The sequence below is a fragment of the Oceanicella actignis genome, from assembly GCF_008124525.1.
Classification (GTDB): domain Bacteria; phylum Pseudomonadota; class Alphaproteobacteria; order Rhodobacterales; family Rhodobacteraceae; genus Oceanicella; species Oceanicella actignis.
Map to the genome: position 1 here is coordinate 441,239 of NZ_VNHJ01000001.1, position 12,842 is coordinate 454,080.

Sequence of the window (12,842 nt, forward strand, 5' to 3'; positions counted from 1 at the left end):
AAAAACGTGTGCTCTTCGCGGGCCAAGCGACAGCAAGGAGGACGGACCCCATGACAGATCGCGCGGACGCCGCCCCGCAGGGCGCATCCGGACAAGCCCCGGGCGCCGGCGCGCCCGTTTTCGAGGCCGCGCCCATCCGCGGCCCCGAGCTGGTCGTGCCGCCCGAGTGGATCGACTACAACGGGCACATGAACGTGGCCTATTACACCATGGCCTTCGACAAGGGCGCCGACCACATCTTCGACGAGGTGCTGGGCATCGGCGAGGCCTATGCCCGCGATCACCGCATGGGCCCCTATGTGGTGCAGCAGACGCTGCATTATGTGGGCGAGCTGCTCGAGGGAGAGCGCTTCTTCATCGAGATGCGGCTGCTCGACCATGACGAGAAGAAGCTGCATCTCTACATGGAGATGAAGCGCGCCTCGGACGGGTCGCTGCGCGCGACGACCGAGCAGCTGGTGGTGAACGTGGATCTGGAAAGGCGCCGCTCGACGCCCTATCCCGACTGGGCGCTGGCGCGGATCCGCGCGCTGGCCGAGGCGCAGGCGGGGCTGCCGCGCCCCGAACGGGCGGGGGCCAGCGTGGGCATCCGCCGCAAGGGCTGAGGCCGCACGCGCGCAGGCGAAGGCGGCCGGCGGGGCCGCCCCGCGAAAGGGCGAGAGGGCATGGGGAACGACGAGGCCAAGGCGCGCCGAGGGTTGGCCGCCGCCGGAGGCGACGCGGGGAACGAGGCTGGGGACGACATGGGGGACGACGCGGCGGGCGCGGCGCCCGGGCCGTCAGGCGCGGCCGGCGACGGGTCGGCGCGCGGCGGCGCCGGCGCAGCCGCGCCCCGAGCGCACGAGCGCCTGCGCCGTCATGCCCGACGCCGCGCCGCCGCGGCCCTGCGGCGCGGGCGCGTGGCGGCCCGCCGCGCCGCCGTCGAGGGCTGGAGCGCCTTGCGCCAGCGCGGCCCGGGCCAGGCGCAGTTCTGGCTCATGGCCCTGTTCCTGGGCCTGGCCGCGGGGGGCGCGGCGATCCTGTTCCGCCTGGCGATCTCACAGATCCAGACTCTGATCTACGGCGCCGACGACGTGCGGCTGCACTCGACGCTCGAGCGCACGCACTGGGCCGTGGTGGTGGGCGTGCCGGTGCTGGGCGGGGCGCTGGTGGGATGGATCCTGAGCCGCTTCACCGATGACGGCAAGGCGCGCTCGGTGGCGCATGTGATCGAGGGCGCGGCCCTGCGCCGAGGCAGGGTCGAGCTGCGCGCGGGGCTGGCCTCGGCGGCGGCGTCGCTGGTGACGCTGTCCACCGGCGGCTCGAGCGGGCGCGAAGGGCCGGTGGTGCATCTGGCGGCGGTGATCTCGTCCTGGGTGTCCGAGCGCATCCGCGCCACGCCCATGACCGCGCGCGACCTGATGGGCTGCGCCGTGGCGGCCGCGGTGTCGGCCAGCTTCAACGCGCCCATCGCCGGCGCGCTGTTCGCGCAGGAGGTGATCCTGCGTCACTTCGCCCTGCACGCCTACGCGCCGATCGTCATCGCCTCGATCGCGGGGGCGGCGCTGGGCCGTGCGACGATGGGGAACGTGACCGAGTTCGTTCTGCCGCCCCAGTCGCTGAGCTTCTATCAGGAGCTGCCGGCCTTTCTTCTGCTGGGGCTGGTGTGCGGGCTGACGGCGGTGGCGCTGATGCGCGCCATCTTCCTGGCCGAGGATGTGGGCGACCGGGCGCAGGCGCTGCTGCGCATCCCGGCCTGGGCGCGCCCGGCGGCGGCGGGGCTGCTGCTGGGGCTGATCGCGCTGCGCTTTCCGCACATCATCGGCGTGGGCTACGAGACCACCTCGCGCGCGCTGACCGGCGCGTTGGGCCTGCGCGAGGCGGTGCTGTTCGCCGTGGTCAAGGCCGCGGCGGTGGCGATCACCTTCGGCGGGCGCATGGGCGGCGGCGTGTTCTCGCCCTCGCTGATGATGGGGGCGCTGACGGGGCTGGCCTTCGGCACGGTGGCGGTGGCGCTGTTTCCGGCCATGTCCGGGGGGCAGACGCTTTACGCCCTGGCGGGGATGGGCGCGGTGGCGGCGGCGGTGCTGGGCGCGCCGATCTCGACCACGCTGATCGTGTTCGAGCTGACGGGCGACTGGCAGGCGGGGCTGGCGGTGATGGCGTCGGTGTCGCTCTCGACCCTGGTGGCCTCGCGCATGGTGGACCGCAGCTTCTTCCTCACCCAGCTCGAACGGCGCAACCTGCATCTGGCCGAGGGACCGCATCGCTGGGCGCCCGCCACCATCGCGGTGCGCGACGTGATGCGCCTGGCCGGCGCCGAGGACGGCCCCTCGCTGAGCGCGGCGCAGGCCCTGATCGAGCAGGGGGCGGTTCTGCGCATGGACGACACGCTCGAGCGGGCGCTGCCGATGTTCGCCCGTCATTCTGGCCCGATGCTGCCCGTGGTGGCCGAGGGCGAGGACGGTCGCCCCGAGCTGATCGGCGCGGTCTTTCACCTGGACGCGCTGCGCGCCTATGTGCGCGTGCTGGAGGAGAACCTGCGCGAAGAGCATGGCTGAACGCCCCGCGCCGCCGCCCGTCCGCCGCCCGTCCGCCGCCGCCCCGCGCTTGCCCCCGTGGCGGCCTGGGCCCGCCGGCCTCTGCGCCTTGGGCCGGGACGCGCGCGGCCGCGGCGGCGATGCGGCAAGGCGGCGCTCCGCAGCGCCGCCGCCCCGAAGCCGCCCCGAAGCAGCCCCGAAGCCGCTTCAAGCCGCCGCGCGGCGGCCCGGCGGGCGCGGCAACGCCGCCAGGCGCCGCGTCCGCGCCCGCGTCCCGGCCGGGAGATCGCGCACGGATCGCCAGGCCAGGTCGCCGGGCCAGGATCGCGGGGCCAGGCCGCCGCGTCCGGGCGCGCGCGCCGGCCGGGCCCTGTCGCAAGGCGCATGGCGCGCACGGACCCCGGCGGCGGGATCGCGCCGCCCTTGCGCGCAAGGCGCTCAGAGCGGGGCGCAGGCCTCGGCCAGCCAGGCGGCGTCCTCGTCCTCGAGCAGCGGCCCGATCTCGGCCAGCACCCGCGCGTGATAGGCGTCGAGCCATGCGCGCTCGTCGGGCGCAAGCAGATCGGGCGCGATCATCGCCCGGTCGATGGGCGCAAGGGTCAGCGTCTCGAAGCTCAGCATCTCGCGCTCGCCGCCTTCGGGGATCTGCGCGGGCGCGACGGCCAGCAGGTTCTCGATGCGGATGCCCCATGCGCCCTCGCGATAGACGCCGGGCTCGTTGGACAGGATCATGCCGGGCAGCAAGGGCTCGTCGGTGCGGCGCGACAGGCGCTGCGGCCCCTCGTGCACGCTCAGGAAGGCGCCGACGCCATGGCCGGTGCCGTGGTCGTAATCCAGCCCCGCGCGCCACAACGCCGCGCGCGCCAGCGGGTCCAGATCGCGGCCCGTCAGCCCCTTGGGCCAGCGCGCGCAAGACACCGCGATCATGCCCTTGAGCGCCAGGGTGAAGGCGCGCCGCGCCGCCTCGGGCGCGGCACCGACGGCGACGGTGCGCGTGACGTCGGTGGTGCCCTCGGGATACTGGCCGCCGCTGTCGATCAGCAGCACGTCGCCCGGCCGCACCGCGCGGTTGGTGGCGCGGGTGACGCGGTAATGGACGATCGCCCCATGCGGGCCGGCGCCGCAGATCGTGTCGAACGAGATGTCGTGCAGCCGCCCGGTCTCGGCGCGCATGCGCTCGAGCTGGACGACGACGTCGATCTCGGTCAGCGCGCCGCCCGGCGCCTCGGTCGCCAGCCAGCGCAGGAAGCGGCACAGCGCGGCGCCGTCCATGCGATGGGCGGCGCGCGCGCCGGCCAGCTCGGCGGCGTTCTTGACCGCCTTGGGCAGGATGCACGGATCGCGCCGCCACACGATCTCGGCCCCCGCCGCGCTCAGCCGCTCGGACACCGCCGCCGGCGCGCTGGCGCGGTCCACCGCCACCTTGCGCCCCTTCATGGCGTCGAGCGCGGGGCCGAAATCCTCGGCCCGCGCCAGCGAGACGTCGGGGCCCAGATGCGCGCGCAGCTGCGCGTCGAACTTGGCCGGATCGGCGAAAAGCTGCGCGCGGCCGTCGGCATGCAGCAGCGCGAAGGCCTGCACCACCGGGGTGCGCGGCACGTCGGCGCCGCGGATGTTGAGCAGCCAGCAGATCGAATCGGGCAGCGTCAGCGCGGCGGCGTCCAGCCCCTCGGCAGCCAGCTCGGCACCCAGCCGCGCGCGCTTGGAGGCGGCGCTTTCGCCCGCCAGCCGCTCGGGGTGGATGAAGGCCGGCGCCGACGGGGCCGGGGGCCGGTCGGTCCAGATCGCGTCCACAAGGTTCTCGACCGGCGCCATCTCGCCGCCGCGCGCGCGCACGGCCCTGGCCAGGCGGTCGAGCTCGTCGCGCGGATGCAGCCACGGATCGTAGCCCAGGCGCCCGCCCTCGGGCAGGGCCTCGCGCAGCCAGGCCTCGGGGCGCTCGGTCTCGATGCGGCGGATCTCGAAGCTGGCGGGGTCGGTCTGCGCGCGCGCCTGGATGTCGTAGCGCCCGTCCACGAACAGCGCCGCGCGCGTCTCGAGCGCGACGCACAGCCCGGCCGAGCCGGTGAAGCCGGTCAGCCAGGCCAGGCGCTCGTCGCGGGGGGCCACCTGCTCGCCCATATGCGCGTCGGCGCGCGGGATCAGAAAGCCGTCCAGCCCGGCCGCCTTCATGCGCGCGCGCAGCGCGGCCAGCCGCGCCGGACCCTGCGAGGGATCGGCCGAATCGTCGAAGCTCTGGAACATCTGCTCTCCATTGCGCTGGGCCGCCGCGGGCGGCGGGCTTGTCCGTGGCCGCGCAGGCTAGGCCCGAAGCGGCGCCGGTGGAAGGGGCGGCGCGCGGGGGCTGGCGCCGCGGCGCGCGGGCGCTACCTTCCAACAAGCCCGTCGGCGCGGCGGGCGCAGCAAGGGAGAAGAGCATGCGTTGGTTTGCGTCAGGAGCGGCGGCGGCCATGATCGCCGCGGCGGGCGTTGCGGGGGCGGTCGAGCAGGACCCCGCCTTCGGCGAATGGTTGGTCGAATCGGGTTCGGCGATCGTGCGCATCGCCCCATGCGCGGGCGAATCGGCCTGCGGCGCCATCGTCTGGCTCGCCAGGCCGAAGGACGAAAGCGGCGCGCCGCGGACGGACGCGGCCAATCCCGATCCGGCGCTGCGCGAGCGCCCCCTGTGCGGCATGACGTTCCTTTCGGGCTTCTCGCGCGAGAAGCCGGGCGTGTGGACGGGCGGCCAGATCTACAACGCCGAGGATGGCGAGACCTACAGCGCGCGCATGGAGGTTCGCGACGACGGCAAGCTGCATCTGCGCGGCTATGTCGGCCTGCCCATCTTCGGCAAGTCGCAGACCTGGACGCGGGCCGAAGGCGATCGCGGCGGCTGCAAGGGCTGAGCGCCGCCGCCCTCAGCGCCGCAGCGCGCGGCGCAGCGTCGCGGCGGCGACGGTTTCGAGCGCGGGCGGGGCCAGGCCGGCGGCCACGACCAGCGGCCGGCCCCGCGGATCGCGCAGGGTCAGCACCTCGGCGAAGCGGCCGCGCTCGAGGCCCAGCGCGCGGCGCGATCCGGTCAGCCGCGTCGGCCCGTCCGGGCCGCGCAGCTCGGCTTCGGCCGTGTCGTCGGGCCGGATCAATACGCGCAGCCGCTCGCCCGGAGCGGGGTGGAAGGTCAGCCGCCGCGCGCCGCCTGCGGCGGGCTCCTCGCGCGAGGCGAGGGTCAGCGCCAGGCCCCAGGCCGGCCCCAGAACCCGCGCGCCGGCGCCGGGCGCATAGGCGTAGGCGTCGGGCGGAGCGGTCAGCGCGTCGCCGACCGCGATCAGCGCGCAGCCGCATCCATCCTCGCGCCCGGCTCGGCGCAGCTGCGCGCGGCACGCGGCCAGCGCCGCCATGCCCGCCTGCGCGTCGTCCCCGGAGGCGCCTGCGGATGCGGCGCGGGCCGCCGCGCGGGCCGGGCAGCTTGGGGGCGGCGCGCCGATGGCCAGCGCGCGAGCCGCGGCGGGGGCGGTCAGAAAGGCGCGGCCCTCGGGCGCGCCGAAGATCAGCGGCGCATGGCGCGCGTCGGTCTTGCGCGCGCGCCGCGCGCCCGAGCGCAGCGCATGGGCGTGGGCGGCCGCGGCCTGGGCGATGTTGCCGTCATGCTCGGGCCCGTCCGAGACGAACAGCGCCGGCGCGCGCGCGATCAGCAGCGGCGCGTCGGCCGGATCGGCGGCGACGTGCGGCGCGGCCGTGCGCGCGGGCGCGCAGCCACAGGCGGCCAGCGCGGCGGCCAGCAGCGATGCCGCGATGCGCCCGGTCACGGGCGCGGGCATGGGCGCGCGCCCATGCGACGGCGGCCCCGGAAACGGGCCTGCCGGATTTTTGCCGCATTTGGCCACAATTCATATTGATTCATCTGGTTTCCTTGCGGCGGGTTGTCGATTCGCCGTATAGAGGAACAGGGGCTTGGTCCGCTAGCGGGTTCATAGACATTGGGGGTTCATTTGACTGGGGAAGTTGTCAACGCGTCCCGGCTGATCAAGGGTCGGGTCAAGTGGTACGACGCCGAGAAGGGCTACGGCTTCGTGATTCCGGCCGAGGGGGGGCCGGACGTGATGGTTCATGCGGCGGTGGTGCGCGCCTCGGGGCGCAGCGGCCTCGAGGAAGGGTCGATCGTGACGCTGACCGTCATCCGCGGCGAGCGGGGGCTGCAGGCGACCGAGATCTCGTCGGTGACGGCGCCGACTCCGGCCGAAATCGCCGCCGCGCGTCCGACCGAGATCGCCAAGATCGCCGAGCCCGAGGGCGATTTCCTGCCCGCGCGGGTCAAGTGGTTCAACAAGCAGAAGGGCTTCGGCTTTCTGAACGTGTTCGGCGATCCCGAGGACATCTTCGTGCACATGGAGACCCTGCGCCGCTTCGGCTTCCAGGATCTGCAGCCGGGCGAGGCGGTGTGCGTGCGCCTGGTCAAGGGGCCGCGCGGGGCGATGGCCGGCGAGCTGTGCCGCTGGGAAGAGGTCGTCAACAAGTGAGCCGTCGCCGCGCGGCCGCCCTTGCGGCGGCGCTGGCGCTGGCCCTGGCGGGTGGGGCGCAGGGCGCGCGCGCCGCCCAGCCCGCCGACGCCTGCGCCGAGGACGCCGCCGTTCTGCGCCCGGCCGGGGGCGGCGCGGCGGCGCGATTCTCGGTCGAGATCGCCGACGATCCGGCCGAGCGCGCCCGCGGCCTCATGGGCCGGCGCGCCATGCCCGCCGATCACGGCATGCTGTTCGTCTTCGAGACGCCGCGCCCCGTCGCCTTCTGGATGAAGGACACGCCGCTGCCGCTGGACATCCTGTTCATCGACGCGCGCGGCGTGGTTACGCGCGTGCACGAGCGCTCGACGCCCTTTTCCGAAACCCCGTTGCCCTCGGGCGGCCCGGCGGCGATGACGCTCGAGATCAACGCGGGCCTCGTGCGGCGGCTGGGCCTGGGGCCGGGCGCGCAGCTGCGCCATCCGCGGCTTGACCAGACGCGCGCCGCCTGGCCCTGCGCCGCGCCCGACCAGGCGCGGCGGCCGGGCTGAAGCGGCGGGGCCGACGCGGACGGGCTGAAGCGCGGGGGGCCGCGCTGCGGCGACGCCCCGCGCATGTCCCGCCCCGCGCCTGGCCGGGCTGAAGCGGTCGGGGGCTGGCGCCGCGGCGCGGCTTTGTGTAATCGCTTGAATCGTCGGGGCGTGGCGCAGCCTGGTAGCGCGTCGGTTTTGGGTACCGAAGGTCCTCAGTTCGAATCTGGGCGCCCCGACCATCGCGCCCGCCCGCGCCGGGCGCGGCTCACTCCGGCCCCGAGATCCCGCGCTCGCGATACGGGGTGCGGTTGTAGCGGCTGCGGTAGCATTTCGAGAAATGCGAGGGCGAGGTGAAGCCGCAGGCCAGCGCGATGTTGATCACCGACATGTCGGTCTGCAGCAGAAGGCGCCGCGCCTTCTCGAGCCGCAGCTCGAGGTAGTAGCGCTTGGGCGAGCGATCCAGATAGCGGCGGAACAGCCGCTCGAGCTGGCGCGTGGACATGCCCGCCGCCTCGGCCAGCGCGGCCGCCGAGATGGGCTCCTCGATGTTCTCGTTCATCATGCGGATGACCTGCGCCAGCTTGGGATGGCGCACGCCGATGCGCGCGGGCACGGACAGGCGCTGGGGGTCGCCCTCGGCGCGGGGGGTCGAGTAGACCAGCTGGTCGGCCACCTCGCCGGCCAGCTCGGCGCCGTGCTCGGCGGCGATGATCCGCAGCATCATGTCCGCCGACGAGGCGCCCCCCGCCGCGGTCATCCGGTCGCCGTCCAGCACATAGACATGGCCGCCCAGATCGACCTCGGGGAACTCTTCGGCGAAGCCCTCGCGGTTCTCCCAGTGGATGGTGGCGCGCCGCCCGTCCAGAAGCCCGGCCCTGGCCAGCACATGCGCGCCGGTGCACACCGCGCCCATGGCCACGCCGCGCCGCGCCTCGCGCCGCAGCCAGTTGATGAGCGGCCGCGTCGCGCGCTTCGCCACGTCGATCCCCCCGCATATGATCGCCGTCGCCTCGCGCGGGCATTCCTGCAACGGGCCGTCCACGCGCAGCTCGACGCCGCATGAGGCGCGCACGGGCTCTCCGCTCTCGGACAGGACGCGCCAGCGGTAGAGCGTGCGCCCGGACGCCATGTTGGCGATGCGCAGCGGCTCGATCGCGGCGGCGAAGGCGATCAGGGTGAAGTCCTCGAGCAGGACGAACACGAATTCGCGCGCGGGCTGCGCGCCGGGCGTGGCTTCGGTCATCGCGGGCGGCCTTTGACCATGGGGAAGGCTGTCGACGTCTGGCCGACCATTGCGGCCTGCGCGGCGCGCCGTCAAGCGCGGCTTCGCGCGTGCCTTCTGGCCACGCGGCGCGCGCTGCGCTATAGCGGGCGCGGAAGTTCGAATGAAGGAGAGCCGCCATGACCGCGCCCTGGACCAAGGACGGTTGGCGCGCCCGCAAGGCGCTGCAGATGCCCGAATATCCCGATCCCGCCCGCCTGGCCGAGGTGGAGCGCAAGCTGGCCGGGTATCCGCCGCTGGTCTTCGCGGGCGAGGCGCGCGCGCTCAAGGCCAAGCTGGCCGAGGTGGCGCAGGGGCGGGCCTTCCTGTTGCAGGGCGGCGACTGCGCCGAAAGCTTCGCCGAGTTCTCGGCCGACAACATCCGCGACACCTTCCGCGTGCTGTTGCAGATGGCGGTGGTGCTGACCTTCGGCGCCAAGCGCCCGGTGGTGAAGGTGGGGCGCATGGCCGGCCAGTTCGCCAAGCCGCGCTCCTCTCCGACCGAGCTGGTGGACGGCGTCGAGCTGCCCAGCTATCGCGGCGACATCATCAACGACATGGCCCCGACCCCCGAGGCCCGCACCCCCGACCCCGAGCGCATGCTGCAGGCCTATCTGCAGTCGGCCTCGACGCTGAACCTGCTGCGCGCGTTCAGCCAGGGCGGCTTTGCGGACATTCACCGGGTGCATGCGTGGAACCTGGGCTTCGCCTCGGGCACGCCGGGCTCCGAGCGCTACCAGGCGCTGGCCGCGCGGATCTCGGACGCGCTCGACTTCATGACCGCCGCCGGGGTCAATCCCGACAATTCCGAGCGCATGAAGCGGGTGGACTTCTACACCTCGCACGAGGCGCTGCTGCTGCCCTATGAAGAGGCGCTGACGCGCGTCGACTCGATCACCGGCAAGCCGGTGGCCGGATCGGGGCACATGCTGTGGATCGGCGACCGCACGCGCCAGCCCGACGGCGCCCATGTCGAGTTCTGCCGCGGCGTCATCAACCCGATCGGCCTCAAATGCGGCCCCAGCCTGTCGCCGGACGAGCTGCTGCGCCTGATCGACATCCTCAACCCCCAGAACGAGCCGGGCCGCCTGACGCTGATCGCCCGCTTCGGCGCCGGGCGCGTGGCCGAGCATCTGCCCGGCCTCATCCGCGCGGTCGAGCGCGAGGGCCGTCAGGTGGTGTGGTCGTGCGATCCCATGCACGGAAACACGATCAAGTCCGAGTCGGGCTACAAGACCCGCCCCTTCGACGCCGTGCTGCAGGAGGTGCGCGAGTTCTTCGCCATCCACAAGGCCGAGGGAACCCATGCCGGCGGCGTGCATTTCGAGATGACGGGCCGCGACGTGACCGAGTGCACCGGCGGCCTGCGCGAGGTGACCGACGCCGACCTGTCCGACCGCTATCACACCGCGTGCGATCCGCGCCTGAACGCGGCGCAGGCGCTCGAGCTGGCCTTCCTGATCGCCGAGCAGCTCGAGGAAGAGAACCGCGAGGCCGCGGCCGCCGCGGCGCAAAGCTGAGCGCGGGGGCATGTCGCATCTGATCGTGCTGACCTCGGCCCGGGGCGTGTCCGACGCCCAGGCCGAGGCCGCCGCCAGGGCCGCCGGCGCCGGCGCCCCCCGGCGCCTTGGCCGGGGCGGGGTCGAGCTGGATCTGGACGGCGCCATGACGCCCGAGGCGCGCGCCGAGGCTCTGGCGCGCGCGCGCGCGGCGCTGGCCGACGCCGAGGTGGACGTCAACGCGGTCCCGCGCGAGGGACGGCGCAAGCGCGTTCTGATCGCCGACATGGACAGCACCATCATTCCCGTCGAGTGCATCGACGAGATCGCCGACTTCGCCGGGGTCAAGCCGCGCGTGGCCGAGATCACCGAGCGCGCGATGCGCGGCGAGCTGGATTTCGACGGCGCGCTGCGCGCGCGCGTGGCGCTGCTGGCGGGCCTGCCGGCGGCGGCGCTCGATCGCGTGCTGGCCGAGCGCATCTCGCTCAACCCCGGCGCGCGGACGCTGGCGCGCACCATGGCCGCCCAAGGCGCCGTGACGGCGCTGGTCTCGGGCGGCTTCACGCATTTCGCCGAGCCCGTCGCGCGCATGGCGGGCTTCGCGCGTCATCAGGCCAACCGGCTGCGCATCGCCGAGGGCCGCCTGACGGGCGAGGTCGAAGAGCCCATCCTGGGCCGCCAGGCCAAGCTCGAGGCGCTGCGCGCGCTGTGCGCCGAGATCGGCGCCTCGCCCGCCGAGGCGGTCGCCGTGGGCGACGGCGCGAACGATCTGGCCATGATCGAGGCGGCGGGGCTGGGCGTGGCCTATCGGGCCAAGCCCGCCGTGGCCGCCTGCGCCGACGCGGCGCTGCGCTGGTCGGATCTTTCGGCCATCCTGCACCTTCAGGGCCTCGGCGAAGATCAGTTCGAGAACTGAGCGCCCCCGCGCCCCCCGCGCCCCCTTTCCCCCGCGCCGCCGGCTTCGGCAGGGCGCGCCCGGCCGCGCCGATCGCGACCGCCGATCGGCGGCGCGCGCAAACGGCCGAGCCCGGCCCGTCGCCGGGCGCGATGCCGGCGCCGAGGCGGCGCGGTTCGCCGCGTCGGTCGGGGACGGCGGTCGGCAATGCCCGGGAACGGCTCGTCGCGGCCTGCCGCCGGGGCGATGCCGGCGCCGATGCGAATCGGCCCTCTGCACCGGTCGGGATTGCGGCTCGGCGATGCCCGGGAGCGGCCCGTCGCGGCGCGCCGCGATGGGGCCGCGCGAGCGGCGGCGCGCACAGCTGCGTGATCGCGCGCGCGCGGCCATGGACGCCCCCGGGCCGCGCGCTAGGCTGAAAGGGCGCGCCGCTGGCGCTGCGCAGGCGCGGCCCGCCGCCCGCGCGACTCGTCCGATTCGCAGGAGTTCGCCCCATGTTCATCCACCGCCGCCCCCGCTGGCGCCTGAGCGAGAACCGCGTCACCCCCGAAAGCGTCCATCAGGGCCGCCGCGCGGTCCTTGCCGCGCTGGGCCTTGGAGGCGCGGCGCTGGGGCTGGCGGGCCTGGGCGCCGCATGGCCCGAGGGCGAGGCCGGCGCGGCGCCTTCCGAGGCCCCCATCGCGCCGCCGCCGCCCCGCAATCCGGCCTTCGCCGACGCCGGCCGCCCCCCGACGCCCGAGCGCATCGCCGCGCGCTACAACAATTTCTACGAGTTCGGCTCGCACAAGCAGATCCACGCCCGCGCCCAGGCGCTGGTCGTCGATCCCTGGACCATCGTCATCGACGGGCTGGTCGAGAAGCCCTTCGAGATCGGCTTCGAGGATCTGCTTGCGCGCATGCCGATCGAAGAGCGCATCGTCCGCCATCGCTGCGTCGAGGCCTGGTCCATGGTCGTGCCCTGGATCGGCTTTCCCCTGGCCGAGCTGGTGCGCCTTGCCGCGCCGCGCGCCGAGGCGCGGCATGTGCGCTTCGAGACCGTGCTCGACCCCGAGGCCATGCCCGGACAGCGCCAGAGCTGGTATCCGTGGCCCTATGTCGAGGGCCTGACGCTGGCCGAGGCGACGAACCCGCTGGCCTTCATGGTGACCGGCGCCTATGGCAAGACGCTGCACAAGCAGTTCGGCGCGCCGCTGCGCCTGCACCTGCCGTGGAAATACGGCTTCAAGTCGATCAAGTCGATCCGCCGCATCTCGTTCGTCAAGGAACGCCCCGTCTCGTTCTGGGAAACGCTCCAGCCCGACGAATACGGCTTCTGGGCCAATGTGAACCCCGACGTGCCGCACCGCCGCTGGTCGCAGGCCGACGAGCGCGACATCGCCACGGGCGACCGCATCCCGACCAGGCTGTTCAACGGCTATGCCGAAGAGGTCGCGCATCTTTATGCGGGCATGCCGCAGCAGGGCCGCGATCTGTGGTTCTGAACGCCGCCCCGGCGCGCCCGCCCGCGCCGGCGCAAAAAAAAGCCGAGCGCGAGGCTCGGCCAAGTCCAACAGGGAGGTATGTCACAGCGTCGAAGCATCGTCGCCCTGACGCGGTCGATATATGGCCGCCTTATCGAATGTGCAACTGCAACATAAGTCGAAGGCGCGATTGCATGGCG

General features: G+C 74.0%; 11 protein-coding genes and 1 tRNA gene. 9 read left to right on the forward strand and 3 right to left on the reverse strand.

The genetic code is table 11. From position 1 onward, the window contains the following. Nucleotides 1-50 precede the first annotated feature (50 nt). Together LY05_RS02000 and LY05_RS02005 are read left to right on the forward strand one after the other, a co-directional pair. Nucleotides 51-605, forward strand: coding sequence for a thioesterase family protein (locus LY05_RS02000; protein ID WP_083581134.1), 555 nt, complete (start codon nucleotides 51-53; stop codon nucleotides 603-605). 294 nt (nucleotides 606-899) lie between these two features. After that, nucleotides 900-2,540 carry a chloride channel protein gene (locus LY05_RS02005; RefSeq protein ID WP_072746570.1) on the forward strand — a complete coding sequence of 547 codons (1,641 nt, stop codon included), beginning with the start codon at nucleotides 900-902 and terminating at the stop codon, nucleotides 2,538-2,540. 417 nt (nucleotides 2,541-2,957) lie between these two features. Here the strand turns inward: LY05_RS02005 and LY05_RS02010 are convergent, their stop codons facing one another. After that, nucleotides 2,958-4,763: an aminopeptidase P family protein gene (locus LY05_RS02010; RefSeq protein WP_148921908.1), complete on the reverse strand. Its 1,806-nt coding sequence runs from the start codon at nucleotides 4,761-4,763 to the stop codon at nucleotides 2,958-2,960. A gap of 173 nt (nucleotides 4,764-4,936) precedes the next feature. Here LY05_RS02010 and LY05_RS02015 point away from each other — a divergent pair, with 173 nt between their 5' ends. Continuing rightward, nucleotides 4,937-5,404, forward strand: a complete 468-nt coding sequence (locus LY05_RS02015) for a DUF2147 domain-containing protein (RefSeq protein WP_148921909.1) — start codon at nucleotides 4,937-4,939, stop codon at nucleotides 5,402-5,404. Nucleotides 5,405-5,416: 12 nt separating this feature from the next. On the opposite strand, the gene LY05_RS02020 is transcribed toward LY05_RS02015, so the two are convergent. Then, a complete protein-coding gene (locus LY05_RS02020) occupies nucleotides 5,417-6,316 on the reverse strand; it encodes a hypothetical protein (RefSeq protein WP_148921910.1) in 900 nt (299 codons plus the stop codon). Nucleotides 6,317-6,487: 171 nt separating this feature from the next. On the opposite strand from LY05_RS02020, the gene LY05_RS02025 reads away from it, so the two are divergent. The 3 genes from LY05_RS02025 to LY05_RS02035 all read left to right on the forward strand — a co-directional run bounded on the left by LY05_RS02025 (nucleotide 6,488) and on the right by LY05_RS02035 (nucleotide 7,766). After that, on the forward strand, nucleotides 6,488-7,015 hold the full coding sequence (locus LY05_RS02025) for a cold-shock protein (RefSeq protein WP_249041828.1): 528 nt from the start codon (nucleotides 6,488-6,490) through the stop codon (nucleotides 7,013-7,015). Then, the gene (locus tag LY05_RS02030) at nucleotides 7,012-7,545 is read left to right on the forward strand and encodes a DUF192 domain-containing protein (RefSeq protein ID WP_249041829.1); all 534 of its coding nucleotides are present in this window, start codon (nucleotides 7,012-7,014) and stop codon (nucleotides 7,543-7,545) included. The genes LY05_RS02025 and LY05_RS02030 overlap by 4 nt, the downstream gene beginning before the upstream one ends. Nucleotides 7,546-7,689: 144 nt before the next feature. Beyond that, nucleotides 7,690-7,766, forward strand: a tRNA-Pro gene (locus tag LY05_RS02035). Between the two features lie 26 nt (nucleotides 7,767-7,792). Here the strand turns inward: LY05_RS02035 and LY05_RS02040 are convergent. Further along, a complete protein-coding gene (locus LY05_RS02040; protein WP_072746228.1) occupies nucleotides 7,793-8,770 on the reverse strand; it encodes a GlxA family transcriptional regulator in 978 nt (325 codons plus the stop codon). Between the two features lie 158 nt (nucleotides 8,771-8,928). Here LY05_RS02040 and LY05_RS02045 point away from each other — a divergent pair, with 158 nt between their 5' ends. The 3 genes from LY05_RS02045 to msrP all read left to right on the forward strand — a co-directional run bounded on the left by LY05_RS02045 (nucleotide 8,929) and on the right by msrP (nucleotide 12,663). Beyond that, nucleotides 8,929-10,308 carry a class II 3-deoxy-7-phosphoheptulonate synthase gene (locus LY05_RS02045; RefSeq protein ID WP_148921911.1) on the forward strand — a complete coding sequence of 460 codons (1,380 nt, stop codon included), beginning with the start codon at nucleotides 8,929-8,931 and terminating at the stop codon, nucleotides 10,306-10,308. Between the two features lie 10 nt (nucleotides 10,309-10,318). After that, a complete protein-coding gene (gene serB / locus LY05_RS02050; RefSeq protein WP_072746226.1) occupies nucleotides 10,319-11,203 on the forward strand; it encodes a phosphoserine phosphatase SerB in 885 nt (294 codons plus the stop codon). A 473-nt stretch (nucleotides 11,204-11,676) separates the two neighbouring features. Beyond that, on the forward strand, nucleotides 11,677-12,663 hold the full coding sequence (gene msrP / locus LY05_RS02055; protein WP_148921912.1) for a protein-methionine-sulfoxide reductase catalytic subunit MsrP: 987 nt from the start codon (nucleotides 11,677-11,679) through the stop codon (nucleotides 12,661-12,663). The last annotated feature ends 179 nt before the right edge of the window (nucleotides 12,664-12,842 follow it).